Origin of the sequence: Oceanicaulis alexandrii DSM 11625 (assembly GCF_000420265.1) — a bacterium.
Taxonomy (GTDB): Bacteria; Pseudomonadota; Alphaproteobacteria; order Caulobacterales; family Maricaulaceae; genus Oceanicaulis; species Oceanicaulis alexandrii.
Genome location: NZ_ATUP01000002.1, coordinates 59,796 through 79,790 on the forward strand (window position 1 = coordinate 59,796; position 19,995 = coordinate 79,790).

The 19,995-nt window shown below is 62.4% G+C and carries 20 protein-coding genes; 16 read left to right on the forward strand and 4 right to left on the reverse strand.

Annotation, left to right across the window (positions count from 1 at the left end; all coding sequences use genetic code 11):
* Window positions 1-67 precede the first annotated feature (67 nt).
* The 7 genes from G405_RS0112900 to msrA all read left to right on the forward strand — a co-directional run bounded on the left by G405_RS0112900 (window position 68) and on the right by msrA (window position 8,242).
* Window positions 68-508 carry a hypothetical protein gene (locus tag G405_RS0112900; protein ID WP_156861541.1) on the forward strand — a complete coding sequence of 147 codons (441 nt, stop codon included), beginning with the start codon at window positions 68-70 and terminating at the stop codon, window positions 506-508.
* 12 nt (window positions 509-520) lie between these two features.
* A complete protein-coding gene (locus G405_RS16670) occupies window positions 521-4,174 on the forward strand; it encodes a S8 family peptidase (protein ID WP_022701937.1) in 3,654 nt (1,217 codons plus the stop codon).
* A 198-nt stretch (window positions 4,175-4,372) separates the two neighbouring features.
* On the forward strand, window positions 4,373-5,098 hold the full coding sequence (locus G405_RS16675; protein ID WP_022701938.1) for a helix-turn-helix domain-containing protein: 726 nt from the start codon (window positions 4,373-4,375) through the stop codon (window positions 5,096-5,098).
* Between the two features lie 47 nt (window positions 5,099-5,145).
* Window positions 5,146-6,675 (forward strand): serine hydrolase domain-containing protein, encoded by a 1,530-nt coding sequence (locus G405_RS16680; RefSeq protein WP_169447528.1) that lies wholly within the window; start codon window positions 5,146-5,148, stop codon window positions 6,673-6,675.
* A gap of 13 nt (window positions 6,676-6,688) precedes the next feature.
* Window positions 6,689-7,129, forward strand: a complete 441-nt coding sequence (locus G405_RS0112920) for a phosphoribosyltransferase (RefSeq protein WP_022701940.1) — start codon at window positions 6,689-6,691, stop codon at window positions 7,127-7,129.
* Between the two features lie 112 nt (window positions 7,130-7,241).
* Entirely contained in the window at window positions 7,242-7,712 is a 471-nt protein-coding gene (gene msrB, locus G405_RS0112925; RefSeq protein ID WP_022701941.1) for a peptide-methionine (R)-S-oxide reductase MsrB, read from the forward strand.
* The gene (gene msrA / locus G405_RS0112930) at window positions 7,712-8,242 is read left to right on the forward strand and encodes a peptide-methionine (S)-S-oxide reductase MsrA (RefSeq protein ID WP_022701942.1); all 531 of its coding nucleotides are present in this window, start codon (window positions 7,712-7,714) and stop codon (window positions 8,240-8,242) included. Before msrB ends, msrA begins: the two co-directional genes overlap by 1 nt.
* Window positions 8,243-8,297: 55 nt before the next feature.
* On the opposite strand, the gene G405_RS0112935 is transcribed toward msrA, so the two are convergent.
* From G405_RS0112935 to G405_RS0112945, 3 genes are read right to left on the reverse strand one after another with little or no spacing between them, the layout of a single operon-like run.
* Window positions 8,298-8,588 (reverse strand): hypothetical protein, encoded by a 291-nt coding sequence (locus G405_RS0112935; protein ID WP_156861543.1) that lies wholly within the window; start codon window positions 8,586-8,588, stop codon window positions 8,298-8,300.
* A 44-nt stretch (window positions 8,589-8,632) separates the two neighbouring features.
* The gene (locus tag G405_RS0112940; RefSeq protein WP_022701944.1) at window positions 8,633-9,937 is read right to left on the reverse strand and encodes a pyridoxal phosphate-dependent aminotransferase; all 1,305 of its coding nucleotides are present in this window, start codon (window positions 9,935-9,937) and stop codon (window positions 8,633-8,635) included.
* Window positions 9,934-10,545 (reverse strand): TetR/AcrR family transcriptional regulator, encoded by a 612-nt coding sequence (locus tag G405_RS0112945; protein WP_022701945.1) that lies wholly within the window; start codon window positions 10,543-10,545, stop codon window positions 9,934-9,936. The genes G405_RS0112940 and G405_RS0112945 overlap by 4 nt, the downstream gene beginning before the upstream one ends.
* Before the next feature lie 164 nt (window positions 10,546-10,709).
* On the opposite strand from G405_RS0112945, the gene G405_RS0112950 reads away from it, so the two are divergent.
* The 3 genes from G405_RS0112950 (at window position 10,710) to G405_RS0112960 (ending at window position 14,137) form a co-directional block, all read left to right on the forward strand.
* Window positions 10,710-11,483, forward strand: coding sequence for an outer membrane protein (locus tag G405_RS0112950; protein WP_022701946.1), 774 nt, complete (start codon window positions 10,710-10,712; stop codon window positions 11,481-11,483).
* A gap of 165 nt (window positions 11,484-11,648) precedes the next feature.
* Window positions 11,649-12,623, forward strand: coding sequence for an NADPH:quinone oxidoreductase family protein (locus tag G405_RS0112955; RefSeq protein WP_022701947.1), 975 nt, complete (start codon window positions 11,649-11,651; stop codon window positions 12,621-12,623).
* A 128-nt stretch (window positions 12,624-12,751) separates the two neighbouring features.
* Window positions 12,752-14,137 carry a serine hydrolase domain-containing protein gene (locus G405_RS0112960; RefSeq protein ID WP_022701948.1) on the forward strand — a complete coding sequence of 462 codons (1,386 nt, stop codon included), beginning with the start codon at window positions 12,752-12,754 and terminating at the stop codon, window positions 14,135-14,137.
* Here the strand turns inward: G405_RS0112960 and G405_RS0112965 are convergent.
* Window positions 14,134-15,123, reverse strand: a complete 990-nt coding sequence (locus tag G405_RS0112965) for a LysR family transcriptional regulator (protein ID WP_028284803.1) — start codon at window positions 15,121-15,123, stop codon at window positions 14,134-14,136. The two genes, G405_RS0112960 and G405_RS0112965, sit on opposite strands and share 4 nt — an antisense overlap.
* A gap of 101 nt (window positions 15,124-15,224) precedes the next feature.
* Between G405_RS0112965 and G405_RS0112970 the strand changes: the two genes are divergently transcribed.
* The 6 genes from G405_RS0112970 (at window position 15,225) to G405_RS0112995 (ending at window position 19,870) form a co-directional block, all read left to right on the forward strand.
* Window positions 15,225-15,809: a hypothetical protein gene (locus G405_RS0112970; protein WP_022701950.1), complete on the forward strand. Its 585-nt coding sequence runs from the start codon at window positions 15,225-15,227 to the stop codon at window positions 15,807-15,809.
* Window positions 15,810-15,824: 15 nt separating this feature from the next.
* Entirely contained in the window at window positions 15,825-16,478 is a 654-nt protein-coding gene (locus G405_RS0112975) for a GNAT family N-acetyltransferase (RefSeq protein ID WP_022701951.1), read from the forward strand.
* Window positions 16,475-17,059: a cysteine hydrolase family protein gene (locus G405_RS0112980; RefSeq protein WP_084683509.1), complete on the forward strand. Its 585-nt coding sequence runs from the start codon at window positions 16,475-16,477 to the stop codon at window positions 17,057-17,059. Before G405_RS0112975 ends, G405_RS0112980 begins: the two co-directional genes overlap by 4 nt.
* 150 nt (window positions 17,060-17,209) lie before the next feature.
* Complete coding sequence (locus G405_RS0112985) at window positions 17,210-18,265, forward strand: isoaspartyl peptidase/L-asparaginase family protein (RefSeq protein ID WP_022701953.1); 1,056 nt, start codon at window positions 17,210-17,212, stop codon at window positions 18,263-18,265.
* Window positions 18,266-18,270: 5 nt separating this feature from the next.
* Entirely contained in the window at window positions 18,271-18,675 is a 405-nt protein-coding gene (locus G405_RS16685; protein WP_022701954.1) for a hypothetical protein, read from the forward strand.
* 55 nt (window positions 18,676-18,730) lie between these two features.
* Window positions 18,731-19,870 carry a homogentisate 1,2-dioxygenase gene (locus G405_RS0112995; RefSeq protein WP_022701955.1) on the forward strand — a complete coding sequence of 380 codons (1,140 nt, stop codon included), beginning with the start codon at window positions 18,731-18,733 and terminating at the stop codon, window positions 19,868-19,870.
* Window positions 19,871-19,995 lie beyond the last annotated feature (125 nt).

Below are 19,995 nucleotides of genomic sequence, written 5' to 3' on the forward strand. Positions count from 1 at the left end.
AGGGGCGCCGGCAGCATGCCTGCATGCCTGCAAGCCGCAGACGAAGCTCAGGGGAGGGCGGATCACCATGCGCAAACACTCAGTATCTTTGATCGTGATGGCGGCGTTAAGCGCCGCACTTGCGTCTGCTGGGGGGTGCGCCGCGCCTTCAGCCTCGGATCAGCCGGGCGCGCAAGAGCAACCCATGGCGGACCGCTCCAACTACCTTGTCTCGCTTGAAGCCGGGGCCGGCGATATTTCGACGCCGGAAGGGGCTGAGCGCGCCCGCCAGGAGCTTGACCTGGCTCGTGATCGTGTTCTGACGGATGTGTTCGGCGCGGATGGATACGCCGCTTCCGCTGACGGGCGTTCGGGCTTGCCCCATTATGGTCAGAGCTTCATTTCGGCCTATGCTTTCGAGATAAGGCTGACAGCTGACGAAGCTCGGCGTCTGGCTGGACATGACGCTGTTCGCACCCTTGAAGAAGATGTTCCCGCACGCCCGATGGGCGCCCGGTCAGACGGCTAGAGGCACACTGGAATGACCCTGCAAAAGACCCTTTTGATCACCGCTGCTCTCGGCCTTGGCGCCTGTCTGTCCAGCACTACGCCTGTCATGGCTCAAACCGAAGCGGTTGGCGCTGCTGTTCAAGCCCTGGACGGGCCTGTCACCTCCCGCGCGGCGAGCCGGCTTCAATCCGGCGACCGGACATCGGTCATCGTGATGCTGAATGTGTCACAGGACGAAACCGTCTTGGCGGGCGATCCGGGGTTTGCCGGTCAGATGATGCGTCAGCGGATTGACGACATGCGCCGGTCCGTCACCGGACGTGTATTTGCCCGCGCAGTTGACGAAATCAGCGAGCAAGGCGGGACTTACGGATATGAGCCGTTCGAGCTGACGCCCGGCTTCGCGATCCTGGCGAATGCGGAAGAGCTTGCCGAGTTGCGCGCTCATCCTGATGTGGCGGGCATCTATGACAATGCTCCCGCGCGTCCGCTGACGGACACGTCGGTGCAGCAAGTCGGCGCGCCTGCGGTCTGGGCGCAAGGGTATTCGGGCGGCGGAGTCGCAGTCGCCGTGCTCGATACGGGGGTGGAGAAAGACCACCCCATGGTGGGGCCCGCCATTACAGCCAGCGCATGTTTCAATACGACTTATACAGGTGAGTCCACGTCGCTATGCCCCAGTGGGCTGGATAACGAGATTGATCTTGATTCGGCGGATGCTGGGGATGCGTGCGTTGAAGATGATTTCGATTCTGAGAATGGCGTAGATGGTTGTTTTCACGGCACCCACGTGGCTGCGACGGCTGCAGGACGTCAGGTGAGTTTGTCGTCTGGCCGTACGGCGTCCGGCGTGGCGCGAAACGCCAGCATCATCGCAGTCAATGTGTTCAGCCGCGTCGAGCCCGAAGGCTGCGTCGAGGAAGGCGAAACGCCTGAGGGGCCCTGCGTGCGCTCTTACACCTCTGATCAGATTCAGGCTCTTGACTGGCTCTACATTAATCGCGACAGGCTGAATCTGGCTTCTGTCAATATGAGCCTGGGTGGTTCCGAAGCCAATAGCTCGCCCTGCCTTGGCCGAAGCATTGAGCCCAGCATGAATGCGCTGACCGACGCAGGCGTGGCTGTCGTCGTCGCCGCGGGCAATGACGGTTTCGGAAATGGCTTGAGCTCGCCAGCCTGCGTTCCCGCCGCCATCTCGGTCGGCGCCGTTGATGACAACGATGATGTGCCGAGCTTCTCCAACGATGCGGATTATCTGGATCTGCTGGCGCCGGGCGTGCAAATTCTGGCCGCCTTCGGCACCGAACAGCCTACACCGGGACAGAATTGCGTCATCAATGACGCATCGCCGAACTCTGACGGGTTCTGTCACTGGTTCTCGTCTTCAAACGGGACCTCGATGGCGACGCCCCATGTCGCCGGCGCCATCGCACTGCTTCGTGAGGCGTTTCCCAGCGCCAGCGTGGCTGATTTTCTGGAAGCGCTTCAGGTCACTGGCGAGCCGGTGATGGATGTCGCCACCCAGCGCGTTCATGCGCGTATCCAGGTCGACGCCGCGTACACCTTTTTGCGTGATGGCGCGGGCGTGGTGAATTCCGTCAGCCTGGACGAGCTCACACGCTATGACGCGCGCAACACCAATAGTGACGTCTCTTCGTTCAACACGGCCGTGCGGGCTCTGAGCAACGCCAGTTTCCAGGCGCGCACCGTCCGTGTCATTTCCAAGCCCAGCTGGCTGACCACCGAATTCTTTTCCGGATCCGGAGCGCCGTCCGGTTCGCCGGTTTCAGCAACGGCTCTGACCTTGTCAGCGAACGGCGCCGGGCAGTTGCGGTTGAGCATTAATGACAACGGTTTGAGTGACGCTTTCAACACCGGCGAACTGGTTCTGGGCGTGGATGGTTCCAGCACCCGTATCCGCATGAAGGCGACGGCGTTCGTGGCCACCGCGCTGACCGCGGGTCAGGAAACTGTCCGCTTTGGACCGTTTGAATGGGTCAGCGACGTCGACCAGAGCACTTCCAGTATTTTCCGCGTCGTAGGACTGAACGCCGGCATGCCCAGCGCGATCAGCGCGGATATCGAGCGCTGGGGCGACACCGCGGGGCAGACCGTCAGCAACGCTTCGATCCGCTGTGACTTCACCATTCGCTCCAATCGCTATTCCGGCAATGAGTACATCATTGGCGGCGCTGACTTCGCCGATTGCGCCCGGTTCGATCGTGGCGATCTTTATATCGATGTGGCTGTGGACCCCGCTGATGCAGGCAGCGTGCGCATGCGCCGGTTCCTGTTCAATTCCAGCGGCGGCATTACTGACGCCGCCTTCGATCCCTCAGGCGGTCAGGGACAGGCGACCAGCGGCGTCTCAGGCGTCCGGATCCAGTCTGTGGCGGGGCCGTCTTCGCCGAGCTTTGACAGACAGGCTTCAGATGCTGACGCATCCCAGGGTGACGCCTCGGCGCCACAAGCGACCGTTCAGGCCGAGTATGGCCCCTTCGAGTGGACGTATGACGCCAACGGCGCCTTGCGTAGCGAGTTTCGCCTGACGCCGATCCTGCAGGGTGATTCCCTGACCCTTGACGTGGCGATCGCGAACGCCTCCCAGCCGGGGTATTCGGGGACGTATTCCGATTGCCGCCTGACCATTCGCTCGGCTCGCCGCAGCGAGAACGACTTCCTGATCCTGCCTGAAGACCTGGCCGATTGCGGATCGTTCGGGCGCGCGGATCTCAGCTTCCGGGTGACAGCGGATGACAGCCGGGTCAATTATTCGCCCGGCGATATCGACAATATGCGCATGCAACGCCTGATCCGTCAGGCCAGCGGCTCCCTGACCGATTTCCACATCGACGCTCAGACCAGCGCCGGACAGGCTCCGGTCAGCATTGGAGGCGGCGTCGGACAGGTCACCATAGGGCCGTTTGAATGGACGGGGGACAGCACGGCGCCCACCTCCAACCAATTCCGCATCGCCGGAATCGCCAGTGGCTCGATCACCCGCATTGATGTTTCCATCGCCAACGCGACGGCCAACGGTTATTCGGGAACGATGGCCGATTGTTCCTTGGCGATCCGGTCCCAGCGTGCTGGCGCGAACGATTATCTGATCCTGCGTGAAGACCTTGCCGATTGCGGTGCGTTCGGTCGGGGCGATCTGACCTTCCGTATCCAGGCTTCGCTTTCGGGTATGGAGAGCGCGGTCAAGATGCGGCGCATTGCGTTCGGCGCACAGGGCGACATCACCGATTTCGGGTTTGACGCCGAGAACGGTCTAGGCAAGAGCCCGACTGCGATCTCCGGTGGCCGCGAAGAAGTGGTGTTTGGACCATTTGAGTGGGTGGGCGACGCCCAGGCAGGCACGCAGGGCGTGTTCCGGATCACGGGCATTGATGGCGGATTGCCGGACTCCATTGAGGTGGCGATCGCCAACGCCGCGGGCGGCAATGGCCAGTTCACCGGCGCCTATTCCGATTGCTCGATCAATTTGCGGTCCAATCGGGCTGGACGGAACGAGTATGTCATCGGCGCGGTCGACTTCGCCGATTGCGGCAGCTTCAGCCGCGGCGATCTCAGCTTCCGCATCCGCGCCGATGCGGCGGTGCTGGCCAACACGGTCCGCATGCGCCGGTTCGCCGTTACAACGGCGGGCGGCCTGACCGATTTCGGCTTCGACAACGAATAGCCGAGGCGCACATCTGATTGATACAAGGACGCGGCCTCCAGTCATGGAGGCCGCGTTTTTGCGCCAGTTGACGCTATATCCCCTGAAACGCTCAAATATTCATGCGATAGGCGCTGATATTCATCTGTCAGTCGCGCCCCGACTTTCCAAGACTGCGCACATGACCGTACGGTTGGCGTACGCATTGAGCGGAGACGGATGATGAAATTCGGCGACTATCTGAGAGCCCGACGGGAAGACAAGGGCTGGACCCAGCCGGAGGCGGCGGCCAAGGCCGATATCGAGCAGTCTTATCTGTCCAAGCTGGAGACGGGGAAATCCTTCCCTTCGCAGGATGTGTTTGAACGGTTGGCGGCGGCCTACGGGTTTGATGCTGAGACGCTGGCGCAATCAGTTGATGCGGACAGCCTGAAGGCGTTGCGTGAGATCGGGCAGGTTCGTGCAGCCGTCATCAGTCTTCAGTCGCGTAGCGTACGACTGGCGCGCAGCTGGCTGGCGGCGGGTGTGGCCAGCGTGTTTCTGGGCGGGGCCTCTTTGGGGCTGTTCAGCCTGGCTGAGGACGACGAATACACCGTCTATCATTACACGTCGCCGGGCGTGATCGCGCCGGGTGAAGACATGAATGTCTACGCCATTCTGGATCGAACCTTGCGGTCGGACCTGGGCGAAGACCGGCCAGACGAGGCCGCCGCTCGCGCCCTTCAGGTCGCGATGATGGAACGGGCCGACCCGCAAGTGCGCGTCACACGCGACATGCACGCAAACGGCTATCTGGAGCGTGTGGAGGGCGGACAGCGGTTTTTCCGGCCTGTGGACTCTGAGCTGGTGATCACCCCGTCGCCTTTGCGCTGGTTCCTGGCGCCGGCGATCATGTTCTTGCTGGGCGCGCTGGGCTGTTTCTTCGTCAGCTTCCGCTGGAAATAGCCAAGCTCTGTTTCGTCTCTGACATCATGAAAAGTATGGAGGTCGCCATGTCCTTTTGGAAATGGCTGGGAGTGGCGTGTGCCTTGTTTGGCGCTGCGCCGTGTTGGTCTGCGCCCTATGCTCCTGCGCCCTTGTCGGCGCGGATCGAGGCGTATGTGCAAGCGTCCATGGCCGAGGGCGCAACGCCCGGCATTGTGTGGGTCTATCAGGGCGGCGTGCCGGTCTATCAGGGCTCTCATGGCGCCTCGGACCGGCGCTCCGGCGCTTCGTTTCACGAAGACGCGCTGTTCGACATTGGGTCCATGACCAAGCAATTCACGTCGGCGGCCGTACTGCGTCTGGCCGAGGAGGGCGTGTTGGCGCTTGATGATCCGCTGGAGCGTTTCTTTCCAGAGGCGCCTGAGGACAAGACAGGCATTACGATCCATCAGCTGCTGACCCATAGTTCGGGGCTGTCAGACGAAAACGGGGCTTTCGACGGGCGCGATTCAGACCCTTACAAATCTGAAGCAGAGTTCCTGGCGTCCCTTTGGGCCAGCCCGCTCAACCGGTCGCCGGGCAGCGGCTATGAGTATTCGAACGCCGGCTATTCCCTGCTCGCGATCGTGATTGAGCGCGCCACAGGGGAGGGCTATGAAACCGCCCTGCGCCGGTTGGTTCTGGAGCCAGCGGGGCTGACGCAGACGGGCTATCGCTTGATGGACTGGTCTGTCCAAACCGCAGCGCGCGGATATGACGATTTTCATGCCGATCCTGACCGTGCAGATCGAGGTTTGTTTTATCTCGAACGCTGGCGGACCGAGCCCGTTTCCTATCGGCTGCTGGGCAATGGCGGGCTTCACTCAACCCCCGCCGATATGCTGCGCTGGATGACGGCGCTTCACGCGGGCGACGTGCTGAACGCGGACTCGCTCGCCTTGTTGCAGGCGCCTTTGGTGGCGCTTGATGATCCCTATCCGCCGACCTTCACGCATTACAGCTATGGCTGGGGCGTGGGGCGGCGGCCGTCAGGCGAGCCCTGGATCAGCCATTCAGGCAGTAATGGCGTCTTCTTCGTCAGTGTGCAGTACGGGCCGCGCACGGACACTTTGATCCTTCACATGACCAACGCAGCGCGCGGTACTGTCGGCCGCATGGGGTATGAGGTCGCGCGCATGATGGATGATCCGCGTTATGAGCCTGATCCCGTGCATGGCGGGCCAGTGCGGCTGGTTCAGACTTTCATGGCCGACCACACGCCTGAACATATTGACCTCTTGCCCGCCTATCTGGCGGCGCGATCGGGCGATCCTGTTCCAGCTGCCTGGGTGCTGAACCGGACGGGCTTGCATCAGATCGAGCAGGGCCATGCGGCATGGGGGCTGGCTCTTCTGGAGCTCAACGCCGCGCTTCATTCCGATGAGGGCAATTTGCAGGACAGCCTGGCTTACGCCTATGAGCAGACCGGACGGCTTGAGCGGGCGCGCCGGCATTACCGGCAGGCTTTGACCTTGGGTCAGAGCGCTGAGGACTGCTATTGGTGTTCCAACGCTCAGGCGGCGCTGGACCGGTTGGTGCAAGTCGCTTCGTCAGAATGAAAAGGGACGCTTCATGCTCAAGCTAAGCTGGACCGATATTGAAAGCCTGTCCGCCAGTATCGCCGATCAGCTGATCGAGCGGCATGGTCCGATTGATCCTGACACGGTGCTGGTGGGCGTGGCGCGGGGCGGGCTGATCCCCGCCGCCTTGGTGGCGCACCGGCTGGGCTTGCGCAAGATGACCTCTCTCGGGCTGATGTCCTATGCAGACGGCGTGGAGGGCGCGCAGGGCACGATGCAAGCTTATGGCGCGGCGCCGGACAGCGCCGCCATCGTGATTGATGACATCATTGATTCCGGGCGGACGCTGGAAGCCGTCCGGGCGCGCTATCCCGACGCCATCGTCGCGGCGCTGGTGGACAAGACCGGCGGCGCGCCAGGCGTCGTCATCGGGCGTCAGACGCCAGCTGATGAATGGGTGGAGTTCCCCTGGGAAGCCATCGGCGCCCTGTAACCCCGCTTCTATCGCCTCTTGTCTGAAAGCCTCGCCGCCTCACATTGAAGAGAGGACGGTGGCGCGCACTCAATTGCGCCCCAATATCGTCTGAGTGGCTGAGGAGATCGTGATGACGTCTGACCCCAAATGGGCCCGCACGCCGGACGCGCTGGCGCGCCTGACGCCTGAGCAGCGCCATGTGACTCAGGAGAGCGGCACCGAGCGCCCCTTCAGCGGCGAATTGCTGAATGAAAAACGTGACGGAATCTTCGTCGACATCGTGTCGGGAGAACCGCTGTTCGCCTCAGCGGACAAGTATGAATCGGGATGCGGCTGGCCCAGCTTCACCCGGCCCATCACGCCGCAAGCGCTGGATGAGTTGCGCGACGACAGTCATGGCATGGTGCGCACCGAGGTGCGCTCCACTCATGCCGACAGCCATCTCGGCCATGTCTTTCCCGACGGCCCGGAAGAGGCGGGAGGCTTGCGGTACTGCATCAACTCCGCGGCGCTGCGCTTTATTCCGCTCGAAGAGATGGAGGCGGAAGGCTATGGCGACTATACCGATTTCGTAAAAGCTGGCCGCAAGGAGGCCTTGTAATGGTTGAGACCACTGAACGCGCCCTTCTGGCGGGCGGCTGCTTCTGGGGTATGCAGGATCTGATCCGGCGTCGTCCCGGCGTGATCTCCACGCGCGTGGGGTATAGCGGCGGCAAGACCGACAATCCCACCTATGACACCGTGAAGACCGGTCAGACCGGCCACGCAGAATCCATCGAGATCGTGTTTGATCCGAGCGTGACCAGCTATCGCGAGATGCTGGAGCTGTTCTTCCAGATCCATGACCCCACGACTGTGGACCGTCAGGGCAATGATATCGGCGACCAGTACCGGTCTGCGATTTTCTATCTGAGCGAGACGCAAAAAGACGTGGCTGAAGACACCATCGCGGACGTGAACGCGTCAGGCCTGTGGCCCGGACAGGTGGTGACGCAAGTGGTTCCTGCCGGTGAATTCTGGGAAGCGGAAGACTTCCACCAGGATTATCTCGAGCGCTATCCCAATGGCTATACCTGCCATTTCCCGCGCCCCGACTGGGTGCTGCCCAAGCGAAACGCCGGCGCGGCGTAAGTCGCGAAAAAGCTCGGTAAAGTGAGCCCCGTCTCCAATCGGAGGCGGGGTTCGTCTATCCGCCTGTGGCCTGCCGCCAGAAGAACAGCACTACCGCGCCCTGGATAAAGAGCGGGATGGCGAAGCTGGCGCCGCCGAACAGGGCTGCGACCACCAGCAGCAAAAACCGGGTCGGCAGGCGCATCATCATGCGCGAGCGTTCGCCCGCCGTGGCGTAGCGCGAGGTGATGACTTCGGTCATGTCCGTAAACCCGCCTCGCAATAGCACGACGAACAGCCAGATCACGCACGCGACCCACACCCAGATCATGATGCGGATCCAGGTGGAGAATCCTTCGGCGGCCATTACCGCATTCCAGTCAATGTCCATGACGGTCCCGCGCGTGAGGGTCAGCCGCGCGCCCAGTGCGCCATGGCCTTGATCCCCTCGATCACCCGCGAACAATGCCGGTTCAGGAAGGCTTCGTCGAGCGTTTCGCCCTCTGACAGGGCGCGCAACGCCAGCTCGCCGTCAAAATCCACAAAGGCCAGCCGCAGCGACAGCTCGCTCTCGGGGCGTCCGAACGCCGACCCGGGCAGGGTGGCGACGCCGGTGTCTTCCAGCAGCGCTTCGCACAACTGGGAGCTGGTCGTGATTCCGCGCGCGTTCAGGGCGCCGCGCAGCGGATCAAAATTGGGGAAGGCGTAAAAGCCGCCGCGGATCGGATTGACCTGCGCGCCGGCGTCAGTGAGCTGGTCGGTGACGAAATTCGCCAAGGCCTCCAGCACCTGCCGTGACCGGGTGAGATAGAGCTCCATCTCCGGTCCGCCTTCGAAGGCGAGCTTCGCCGCGTGCTGAATGGGGGCGGACACCGAGGTGTAGGTCTCGCTAGCCGCCGTGGCCATGGCGTCCTTGAGCCAGCTGAGGGATTTGGGAAAGGCGAAAAATCCCAAACGCCAGCCGCCCGCGCCCGCCCATTTGGAAATGCCGTCGGAAATGATCGTGCCGCCGCGATAATAGCGCGCCGCCGAATGGTGTTTGCCGTCAAACTGCACGCCGCCATAGATCTCGTCTGACAAGAGCAGCAGGCGATGCTCGCGCGCGGCCTCCGCGATGCCCAGCATCTGATCGGGGGTATAGGCCGTGCCGGTGGGGTTGCCCGGCGAGTTCAGGATCAGAAGCCGCGGTCGATCAGGATCGGCCTCGCACGCCCGGTGCAGCACCTCCGGCGTGACGCCGAGACCCGTGTCAGGCGCCGTCGGCAGCCAGCGGATCGGGCGTCCGATGATCTGGGCCTGGGGCGCATAGCTGACCCAGGACGGGGTGGGGATCAGAAGATCTCCATAATAGACGAGCTGCAGCAAGAACATCAGCTCTTTGGAGCCCGGGCCGATCAGAATGTCTTCAGGGTCGAAATCGAGCCCCTGGGTGCGCTCCAGATAGCGGCAAATGCTTTCGCGCAGGCTGTAGAGCCCCTGAACCGGCAGATAATCCTTCTGGAAGGCGTTGTCGCGCAGCGCCTTCTGCATGATGTCCGGCACGGGGAAGGGGGATTGGCCCAGACCCAGCTTTGAGACCTTGCGGCCCTGCTTCATCAAGGCGGCGGAGCGCTCATTGATCGCCAGCGTCGCGGACAGGCCCAGACCCCGAATGTTGAGATTGAGCTGCACGGACGGAGCGAAGGCTTGCGGCGCCTGGATGTCTTTGGGGCTCATGGAGCTGCCTTTGGTTTCATGCCATCAGTAAACAGTGTGGTGAGATCGGAGACAAATGCCGACATGTCGAGCGGTCGGACCTCGTCTCCTTTGAGCAGACGTTGATGCAGAATTGAAATCAGGGCTGGCGCGTATAATGCGAGGGCTGCGTGGCGTACGCGATCCGGATTGGCGTTATCGGGGTCCACGCTGGGGCCAAGGCGGAGCTCCAGCGCCTGAAGGGAAGGTTCGATGATCTTTTCAAGATAGGCTTTCGCCACCTCCGGATCATGAATGGATTCCACAAGGGCGAAGGCGTGCGCCTGCGCAAAGAGATCGCTCTGTGCGCCAGCGAGCGCCAGTGCGCCATACCCTGAGACGGCCTCCTGCAGAGTGCCGGCGGGTTTCGCGCTCTCTTCCAGAAACTGTCGGGCGCCTTCGGCGAAATAGCCGATAAGCGCGATGACGACTCCCCGGCGGTCAGCAAAGAAATGGCGCAGGGTCGGTTCCGACACGCCGGCCTTGATCGCAAACTGACGCAGGCTGACCGGAGCGGAACGCTCGGCAATCGCTGTGGGAGCGAGGAGGCTTAGCAATTCATGACGGCGGTCTTTCACGGCGGCAGGCATAAGCACATCTCACTCAAGGAGCAGGCGCCCAGGAGACGCGAGTCAGGTTGCTGAAACCTTAGACCGAGATGTGATCCAATCCCAAGATCTATCGTATATAGTATATGCGATACAAACGCCGTCTGGCGGTGTCGCACCCGCTATAGCAAAACAGGATGTGACCCATGACCAAATCACTGCTTCTGTCTTTCGCCGCGCTGGCAGCTTTGTCATCGCCTGCCGTCGCTCAGTCTTATGTGTCGGGCTCGGTGGGTGCGAACATGCAGACTGACAGCGACAACTCCGGCGCGTTCAGTCGTGACTTCGCTACTGGCGACGGGGTCGCCGTCCCTCCGGGCACGGTCCTGCCGTCTGGAACTGATGTCGGATGGACCACTGAGTTTGATACCGGCCTGTTCGTGTCCGCCGCTTATGGCTACCGCCTGAACGACATGTTCCGTGTGGAGGCCGAGCTTTCCTATCAAAGCGCTGATGTCGATACGCATGTTGACGTTCAGGCCGGCGGCGGCGCGCTGGGCGCAGCTGACGCAGCTGTCTTGATCACGGGTTCGGCGCCGCTGGGTGTGACGGTGGCGGATCTGGTGGCTGACGGTCAGGGCGAGCTAACCTCTACGGGCCTGGCGCTGAACGGCTATTATGATCTTCCGATCGAGGGCACGCCCTTCGCTTTGTATGCAGGCGCTGGACTGGGCCTGGCCGAGGTGAAGGTGGAGTACGCGCCGTCCGGCGTGGGCATTGTCGACGACACGGAAATGTCGGGCTTTGTTCAGGCGATGGCCGGCGGCTCCTACGCCATCAGTGAGAGCACGGCCTTTTATGCGGGGTACCGTTACCGCGCATTTGAGGACGCAGAAACGGATTCTGCTCTTATCCCGGCGTCTCTCGACGTGGAAAACACCAGCCATATCCTCGAGCTGGGCGTGCGCTACAGCTTCTAAAGTCGCCACCTTGCGCAAGCGCAGCCTCTCTGAAGTTTCAGGGAGGCTGCTGTGCATCTGGGGACTGAAACGCAGGCGCTTTAGCGGTTAAGGAGTTGCTTGCGCCACGCGTTTGCTGCTCTATCGTGCCCTCAAACAGACAGACGAGTCAGGGAGGAGCCGTTCATGCGCGCATTGATCTGCAAGGATTTCGCACCTTACAAGAACCTCACCGTGGAGGAGGCCCCCGAGCCGCCCCTGGGCGAGGGCATGGTGATGCTCGACGTCAAGGCGGCGGGCGTGAACTTCCCCGACATCTTGCTGGTCGAGGGCAATTACCAGATGAAGCCGCCGACCCCTTTCGTGCCGGGCATGGAGGCGGCGGGCGTCATCTCCGCGCTGGGCGGCAAGGTTCAGGGCGTCAAGGACGGCGACCGGGTGATTGCGGCGACCATGCTGGGCGCGTTCGCGGAAAAGGTGCCGGTGCATTTCAGCCAGGTCGTGCCAATGCCTGACAGCATGAGCTTTGAAGAAGGCGCGGCCCTGACCACGATCTACGGCACCAGCTATCATGCGTTGAAAGACCGGGCGCAGCTGAAAGAGGGCGAAACCGTGCTGGTGCTGGGCGCTGCCGGCGGCGTCGGCATCGCCACGGTTCAGCTCGCCAAGGCCATGGGCGCCAAGGTGATCGCGGCTGCGAGTTCTGAAGAGAAGCTGCAGTTCTGCCGCGACAACGGCGCCGACGAGACGATCAATTACACCACTGAAGACCTCAAGGCGCGCGCCAAGGAATTGAGCGGCGGCAAGGGCGTGGACGTGGTCTATGACCCGGTCGGCGGCGATTTCGCCGAGCCGGCGCTGCGGGCGACCGGCTGGAACGGGCGCTATCTGGTGATCGGCTTCGCGTCCGGCCCGATCCCGAAAATCCCGCTCAATCTCGCCCTTCTCAACAGCCGCAACATCCAGGGCGTGTTCTGGGGCGCCTGGGCGGGTCAGAACCCGCGCGCCAATGCGCAAAACCTCAAGGAAATCTTTGATTTCTATGAGGCCGGCAAGATCAAGCCGCAAGTCTCCGCGAGCTACAAACTCGAAGATTACGCCAAGGCGTTCGAGGATCTTCTGGAGCGCCGCGTGAAGGGCAAGGTCGTCCTGACGCCGTAACCTGATCAAGCGTTGAAGCTATCCAGAGCTCCCGGGCGAGACTTCGCCCGGGAGCTTTTTCATGAGCGGACAAAGCGGCTTGGTCATTTCAGACGCCCGGTGCACGATGGCTGCGGACAGGGGGCTTCATGCGGCATATTCTGATAGCGGTTCTTGTGTTGCTGGCGCTGGCGACGAGCGCCTTTGCGCAGACTTCAGACGATCTGGACGCCTTCATTGCGCGTCACATGGCCAGCTCGGGCGCACCGGGCCTGGCTTACGCCTTTGTGGACGGGGAAAGCCTCGTCTCTGACGCTTCGGGCGTTATGCGTTCGGGCGAGAACGCGCCGGTCACGCCGCACACCCTGTTCCGCATCGGATCTGTTACAAAGAGCTTCACCGCGCTCGCCATCGTGCAATTGGCTGAGGCTGGCCAGCTGACCCTTGACGATGAGGTGGCGAGCCATCTGCCAGCGTTTGAAACGCAGACGCCGATCACGCTGCGCCAGCTGCTCTGTCACACCAGCGGATATTCGACGGTTCAGGGCAATGCTGCGGCCTCGGGGCTGACGCTGTCTGAGCGCGGCGTCCAGCTGGCGCAGGACGGCCCTGCTCGGACGCCCGGAACGGGCTGGGCCTATTCCAACGCGAACTATCAAATCCTTGGCGCCGTCATCGAAGCGGTGAGCGGCCAGACTTATCCCGATTATGTTGAAAGCAACATTCTGAGGCCTGCGGGCATGCATGACAGTCATGTGCTCAACGGAGAGCCGGTTGAAGGCCTGGCGACCGGTCATCAGCCCTGGATGTTCGGACGCCGTCCTCACGACGCCCATTGGGGGGACTGGGGCCATGCGCCGTCCGGCGGCATCGTTTCAAGCGCTGCTGACATGGCGCGCTATCTGAGCCTGATGCTTAACGGTAAGGACGATCTGGTCTCAGCGGCCAGCAAGGCTGAAATGGTGCGTCCGGCGGGTGAAGGCTCGCCCTATTATGGTCTGGGCTGGGCGCTCGATCCCGAGGGCGGCTACGCGCTTCACACCGGGCTGACGCCTGGGTTTGAGGCGATTGCCTTGCTTGAGCCGGCGCAGCAGCGTGGCGTTGTCGTGCTGATCAACGCCTCGGGCGGGATGGGCTATGGCGAGGTGCAGCCGCTTTTATACGGCGTCACCAATCTGGCGTTGGGCGAACACTATGAGGCCGGCGCCGGCTGGGGTCCCAGATCGCTCTACCTGCTCGTGCTGCTGATGCCGCTGGTCTATCTCGCGGCCAGCGTCTCGGCCTGGGTCTTGCGGGACGGTCTGCGGGCCAAGTCCGGGATCGCGGGGATATTCAGCTTATGGTTCCCGCTGGTGATGTCCGGCGTGCTGGCTGTCGTTCTGCTGGGTCTTTTGCCGCGACTGTTCGGGACGACGTTGGGCGGCCTGGCGCTCTACCAGCCTGATTTTGTGCTGCTGCTGTATGCCTGCGTCATCACGAGTGCGATCTGGGCGGTGCTCCGCCTCGTCATCGCTCATACCGGACCACGCGCCTAATCCAGCGCGCGGGGCCTTGGGCGTTCGCCGCGCACATGCACCACATCCACATCCGAGAAAGTGCTCGGCGGCAGGTAATCCTTGCGGAACCAGGGATAAAGCGAGCCGTCAAAAATCTCACGCAGCCAGTCCAGAACCTTGCGCACGCGGGTCACCCGGCGTTGGTCGGGATGGTAGACCATCCAGAGCGTGATCGGCACTTCCAGCCCGAGATCCACATGCACGAGGTCGGGCTGAACCTTGGCGGCGTAGGTGGGGATCATTGAAATGGCCGTGCCTGCGCGCACCGCTTCAACCAGCGCCAGTGAGTTATCCGTCGTCAGGGACGGGTTCATCATCTGCTTGATGGCGCTGGCTTCCTTGGGCCAATGGGTTTGCTGCTCGCGATAGCTCACCAGATCCGCAATGCGGTGATTGAGCACGTCCGCGACGCTTTTCGGCGCGCCATAGGTGTCGAGATAGGCGCGCGCCGCGAAGGGCACGTAATGCAGCGTCGCCAGCTCGGTCGCCACATGGCTCATCCGTTTGGATTCCGTCATCTGCAGGCTGATATCGCTCTGATCGAGCGCCAGCTCGCCATCCACGCGGGTGTTGATCTCCAGATTGATCAGCGGGTTGGCTTCCACAAAACTCGGCAGTTGGCGCGCGATCCAGTAACCGGCCACGCCTTCGGGCGCCGCCAGATGCACGGTGCCGGCGTCAGCGCGGTCGGCCTGGTGGGCGATGCGTTCAATGTCGCCGGCGGTATTCTGCATGATCTGGACCTGCGCCCAGATCCGCTCGCCGATATCGGTCAGCTCAACCCCGTCCGCGCCGCGCGTGACCAGACGCGCGCCGATGCGGGTTTCAAGCTGCTCCAGACGCCGACTCACGGTTGGCTGTCCGATGCCGAGCTTGCGCGCGGCGCTGCTCATGGATCCAGAGGACACCAGCGCATGAAAAATACGCAGATCGTCCCAGTCAAACAATTGCGGCTTAGTGCTCATGAACGGGTCCGCTTTGCGGATGAATAGGGGGCATGTCGACTTCGCTGAAGCGGATGGGGGATCGGAACCGGTACCATCCGTCTCATTGGATGAGGGGCTACATGCGCGATCAGGATAAGCAACACCGGCTTGCAGGGCCAGATGCGCCAGCGACCGCTGAACTGATCCGTATCTTTGCGCGTCATGGCTTTACATCTTCTGAAGAGCCTCTCGACGTTGCAGACGCCTCCACAGTTGCAGTGACAGCGCTGGGCGGCGCCCTGGCGTCCGAGGACATTGTGCTGGCCTGCCAGACGCGCACGCAACGTTGCTTTTTCATCCGGCGCAATGAAACGGGCGAGGCCAGCGGCTTCATCGCCCTTTTGTTTCTCAACGCGCGCGGCTTTGAAGCGCTGATGTACGGGCGTCTGTCGCCCGATCAACCCGAGCTTGATCAGCTGACCGCGCCCGATGAGCGCGCGTCGGCGATTTACGTGTGGTGCCTGGCGGGGGTCAGCGAAGCGGACAAGCGCGCCGTGGTGCGGGCCGTCACTGAAGCACGCCGCAAGGCGTTTCCGCATGTCGCCCTGTTCGCCCGGCCGATGAGCCGGGAGGGCCGCATGATGACCGCCGCGCTTGATGCGCCATCGGCGGGCGCAGCCTGGCTGGGGTGGGTGCCCCAGGCTGCGGACGCCAGCAAAACCTAGGGTTTGGAGGGGGCTATGGACGGAACACGCGTTGAGGAATTTGAACCGCCTGTGATCGTGCGCGTGGCGCGGACCATGGACGATATGCAGCGGATCGCCGTCGTTCGTGCGCTCGTCTACATGTCCGAGCAGGACTGCCCGTATGATGAAGAGTTTGACGGCAATGACCTTGCTGGCGCGACGCATCTGCTGGCCGAAGCGGGGGGAGAACCCCTGGCTTGCCTGCGGGTGCGCTGGTTCGCCGACTTCGCCAAGATCGAGCGGGTCTGCGTACGCAACGGGCATCGGTCGGGTCGTGTCGCACGTCAGATGATGCAGGACGCAATCGATCTGATCCGTCGGAAAGGCTACCGCAAATTCGTCGGTCACGTGCAAGAGCATCTGATCCCGTACTGGAAGCGCTATGGCTTTATCCACCGCGAGCACCGTGGGGTCTTCGTATTTTCAGATAGGGCGTATGCGGAAATGGAGGGGCGTCCGGACCCCCACCCCAAAGCGCTTCACATTGATACCGATCCACTGATCCTGGATCGGCCCGAAGGGGATTGGGACAAACCCGGCCCCTTGGACAAGTCGGTGACGCGTGGCGCTTCACCGTTACAGGGGAGGGAGCCTGGACGCGGAGCCAAATCCGCGCCGGCCAAAAAGCAGACGGAGACAGCAAAATGAGCCTGGGAGTTCCTGTACTGGTATGCCTGGACCTGCAAATGGAATTCGTCGCCAAGGGCCGTCCCTGGACGGATCCCGAGGGTGAACGCATTGCCCAGGTCAGCGCCTCTATCCTGTCTGAAGCCCGTGCGGCGAACTGGTCTATTGTCCATGTTCAGCTTCATCCGGGCGGACCGATCATGGCCGATAACGGTCTGCACCAGCCTGCGCCGGGTTGCGAGCCGCGTCCGGGCGAGATTCTGCTGCGTCGCGCTGGCGTATCCGCCTATGCGCACCCCGACCTGTCCGGCATTCTCGAGGGCGCCATGGGCGCTCCGGCCTATCTGATGGGCTTTTCCGCGCCGACATCACTGACGGCGACGCTCTATGACGCTGAAGAGCGCATGCACCCGCTCAACCTGGTTGAAGAGGCTGTGGGGTCCGCCGAGGTCGGTGAATGGTCAGCTGATCACGCCCGCGCTTTGTGCAAGGATACCGCTGACAGGCTCAATCGTCTGGTGTCCCGGACGGGCATGTTTGGCGAAAAAGCCCAGTACGCGCTTGGGCGCGTGGGCATGTTGAGCCAGCCGCGACTGAGCTAGACTGCAGCAGTTCAGACGTGCGCAGAAAGGCGAGGTCGGGGGACCTCGCCTTTCGTTTTTCTGGCCCCGGGGCGCCAGGCGTGACTGTGTCCTTGCCAAGGCGCGCGCAAGCTGGTCCTCTCACTGAAAGACGTGTTCGGGGAGAGTGAAATGCGGCGTTTGGTGTTCAGCGTGTGTGCGATGGTTCTGGCGAATGGAGCGGCGATCGCTCAATCGCAAGAGCAAGACTGGTCGATCGTCCTGCATGGCGGCGCGGGGGTGATTGAGCGCGGCGACATGGACGCGGAAACAGAAGCCGCCTACCGCGACGCCCTGGACGCTGCGATCCGGCTCGGCGGCGAGATGCTGGCGGACGGCGCCTCGGCGATGGATGTGGTCGAGGCCGTCATTCATACGCTCGAGGATGATCCCAAATTCAATTCCGGCGTCGGCGCGGTGTTCACATCCGACGGACGCAACGAGCTTGACGCGTCGATCATGCGCGGATCGGACATGCAGGCGGGTGCTGTGTCGGGCGTGACCACTGTGCGCCACCCGATCAGCCTGGCCCGGGCCGTGCTGGAAAACAGCCCCCATGTGATGCTTCAGAGCCCGGGCGCGGAAGCGTTCGCCGCCGATCAGGGCCTTGAGTTGGTTGATAATTCCTATTTCTTCACCGAGCGGCGCTGGGCCTCGATGGTCCGTGCGGTGCGCCGTATGGGCCTGCCCGTGCCGCCGCGCCCTGAAGGCGCGCCAGAGGCTGAGCCCATCCGCGAGGGCGCTTTGGACCTGATGGAGCGCGAACATGCCTTCGGCACTGTGGGCGTGGTCGCTCGTGATGTGTCTGGTGAGGTCGTGGCCGGAACGTCAACGGGCGGCACCACCGCCAAGCGCTGGGGACGGGTGGGCGACAGCCCGATCATCGGCGCCGGCACCTACGCCACGCCCGATTGCGGGATTTCAGCAACCGGAACCGGCGAATATTTCATCCGGCTCAATGTCGCCGCGCGCATCTGCACGCAGCTGGAGATGCTCGGCGAGGAGGGCGGCCAGCAGGCCGCTGACGCCGTGATCCAGGATGCGCTCACCAATATGGGCGGCGATGGCGGCATCGTCATGCTGAGCCATGGCGAGCCGATCTGGAGTTTCAATACGGCGGGGATGTATCGCGCCAGCTGGACGCCGGGCGATGAACCTGTGGTGTCGATTTATGGGGATGAGGAGTAAGCGATATGGGCCGGGCCGTTCTTGCCGGTCTTGCTTATTTCGCGGTCGTTTTCGCTTTCGGCTTTGGCTTGGGAAGCGTGCGGGTTCTTCTGGTCGCGCCACTATTGGGCGAGCTCCGCGCAGTGCTGGTCGAGCTGCCCGTCATGTTGATGGCGTGTTGGTTGATCGCTGGGTGGCTTACCCGTCGGCTGCACGTTCCTGATAGTCAGGCGGCGGCGCTGCTTATGAGCGGCGTCGCCTTCACCTGCCTGATGCTGGCAGAGCTGAGCTTTGGGGCTTTGGCCTTTGACCGTACGGTTTCAGATCAACTGCTGCATTGGCTGACGCCTGCAGGCGCGCTTGGACTGATTGGTCAGATCGCTTTTGCACTGTTTGCATGGATTCAGGTCCGCCGCCCGGCTTTCAATTAGTTGCAAATGTAACTAACTTGTCAAGGATACGGTTTCGCCAGTCAGGGAGCGCCTCATGGCTCGCAAGTGGATTTACGCATCGCGCGTTGAGGGCAACGCCTCGCGCCAGGCCCATGCCGACATGCCCGAGGGCACCTATGAGCGGGAGATGAGCAAGGAGGGGTTTTTCGGCCCCGCCGCCTTCCTGCATCACAAGCGTCCGCCCACGGGCTGGGTGGATTTTGAAGGTCCGCTGCAGCCGCGCGCCTTTGATCTGAACAAGCTGGGCAAGCCGCAGAATACGCCGTGGGACTCAGCTTCTGTCCTCTATAACAACGCCACGGACATCCGCTTCTGGTCGCTGTCCGAGCCGATGACCACGCTGGCGCGCAACGCCGATGGCGACCAGCTCTTGTTCATCCACCGTGGCGCGGGCTCGCTGTTCTGCGACTTTGGCCATCTGGAATACGAGGCGGGCGATTACATCGTCCTGCCGCGCGGCACGCTGTGGCGCCTGTCCCCGTCAGAGCCGACCCTGGTGCTGATGGTTGAGGCCACCAACACCCACTACACCTTGCCGGACAAGGGGCTTGTGGGCCCGCACGCCGTGTTCGATCCGGCCATGTTCGACGTGCCCGCCATGGATGACGCCTTCAAGGCGCAGCAGGCGGACGAGGATCATGAGTGGAAGGTGCTGATCAAGAAGCGCGGCCAGGTCTCCACCATCACCTATCCCTATAATCCGCTCGACGCGGTGGGCTGGCATGGCGAGTTGCACCCGGTGCGCCTGAATGTGCGCCATATCCGGCCGCTGATGAGCCATCGCTACCATCTGCCGCCGAGCGCCCACACCACCTTCCTGTCGGATCGTTTCGTGATCTGCACCTTCGCCCCGCGTCCGTTCGAGACCGATCCGGGCGCGCTGAAAGTGCCGTTCTTCCATAATAATGACGATTATGATGAAGTGCTGTTCTACCATGCCGGTGACTTCTTCAGCCGCGACAATATCGATGCGGGCATGATGACCTTCCACCCGGCGGGCTTCACCCATGGCCCGCACCCCAAGGCGCTGGCCAACATGCTGGAACAAAAAAAGCCCGCGACTGACGAATACGCCGTGATGATCGACACCCGCGACCCGCTCGATGTGGGCGAGGGCGCATCACGCGTCGAGAACCTCGATTATGTGAACAGCTGGAAGCCGAAAGCGAAATAGGTTTCGCTTTCTTTTGCCGGCCCCCAATCAAGTTGAGGATAAACTCCGGCCGGGACCCAGTGATGCAAGCGCCCGGGGCCTGATGGCCCTGGGCCCCGGCCTGCGCCGGGGAAGAGACAGATCAA

What these genes read in the sequence shown, in the direction of transcription:
- G405_RS0112920 (WP_022701940.1), top strand. Translation starts at nt 6,689, where the DNA reads ATGCTCAAGCTAAGCTGGACCGATATTGAAAGCCTGTCCGCCAGTATC.
- G405_RS0112970 (WP_022701950.1), top strand. Translation starts at nt 15,225, where the DNA reads ATGCGCGATCAGGATAAGCAACACCGGCTTGCAGGGCCAGATGCGCCA.
- G405_RS0112940 (WP_022701944.1), bottom strand. Translation starts at nt 9,937, where the DNA reads ATGAGCCCCAAAGACATCCAGGCGCCGCAAGCCTTCGCTCCGTCCGTG.
- G405_RS16675 (WP_022701938.1), top strand. Translation starts at nt 4,373, where the DNA reads ATGATGAAATTCGGCGACTATCTGAGAGCCCGACGGGAAGACAAGGGC.
- msrA (WP_022701942.1), top strand. Translation starts at nt 7,712, where the DNA reads ATGGTTGAGACCACTGAACGCGCCCTTCTGGCGGGCGGCTGCTTCTGG.
- G405_RS0112900 (WP_156861541.1), top strand. Translation starts at nt 68, where the DNA reads ATGCGCAAACACTCAGTATCTTTGATCGTGATGGCGGCGTTAAGCGCC.
- G405_RS0112935 (WP_156861543.1), bottom strand. Translation starts at nt 8,588, where the DNA reads ATGGCCGCCGAAGGATTCTCCACCTGGATCCGCATCATGATCTGGGTG.
- G405_RS0112995 (WP_022701955.1), top strand. Translation starts at nt 18,731, where the DNA reads ATGGCTCGCAAGTGGATTTACGCATCGCGCGTTGAGGGCAACGCCTCG.
- G405_RS0112980 (WP_084683509.1), top strand. Translation starts at nt 16,475, where the DNA reads ATGAGCCTGGGAGTTCCTGTACTGGTATGCCTGGACCTGCAAATGGAA.
- G405_RS0112955 (WP_022701947.1), top strand. Translation starts at nt 11,649, where the DNA reads ATGCGCGCATTGATCTGCAAGGATTTCGCACCTTACAAGAACCTCACC.
- G405_RS0112950 (WP_022701946.1), top strand. Translation starts at nt 10,710, where the DNA reads ATGACCAAATCACTGCTTCTGTCTTTCGCCGCGCTGGCAGCTTTGTCA.
- G405_RS0112960 (WP_022701948.1), top strand. Translation starts at nt 12,752, where the DNA reads ATGCGGCATATTCTGATAGCGGTTCTTGTGTTGCTGGCGCTGGCGACG.
- G405_RS0112945 (WP_022701945.1), bottom strand. Translation starts at nt 10,545, where the DNA reads ATGCCTGCCGCCGTGAAAGACCGCCGTCATGAATTGCTAAGCCTCCTC.
- G405_RS0112975 (WP_022701951.1), top strand. Translation starts at nt 15,825, where the DNA reads ATGGACGGAACACGCGTTGAGGAATTTGAACCGCCTGTGATCGTGCGC.
- msrB (WP_022701941.1), top strand. Translation starts at nt 7,242, where the DNA reads ATGACGTCTGACCCCAAATGGGCCCGCACGCCGGACGCGCTGGCGCGC.
- G405_RS0112985 (WP_022701953.1), top strand. Translation starts at nt 17,210, where the DNA reads ATGCGGCGTTTGGTGTTCAGCGTGTGTGCGATGGTTCTGGCGAATGGA.
- G405_RS16670 (WP_022701937.1), top strand. Translation starts at nt 521, where the DNA reads ATGACCCTGCAAAAGACCCTTTTGATCACCGCTGCTCTCGGCCTTGGC.
- G405_RS0112965 (WP_028284803.1), bottom strand. Translation starts at nt 15,123, where the DNA reads ATGAGCACTAAGCCGCAATTGTTTGACTGGGACGATCTGCGTATTTTT.
- G405_RS16680 (WP_169447528.1), top strand. Translation starts at nt 5,146, where the DNA reads ATGTCCTTTTGGAAATGGCTGGGAGTGGCGTGTGCCTTGTTTGGCGCT.
- G405_RS16685 (WP_022701954.1), top strand. Translation starts at nt 18,271, where the DNA reads ATGGGCCGGGCCGTTCTTGCCGGTCTTGCTTATTTCGCGGTCGTTTTC.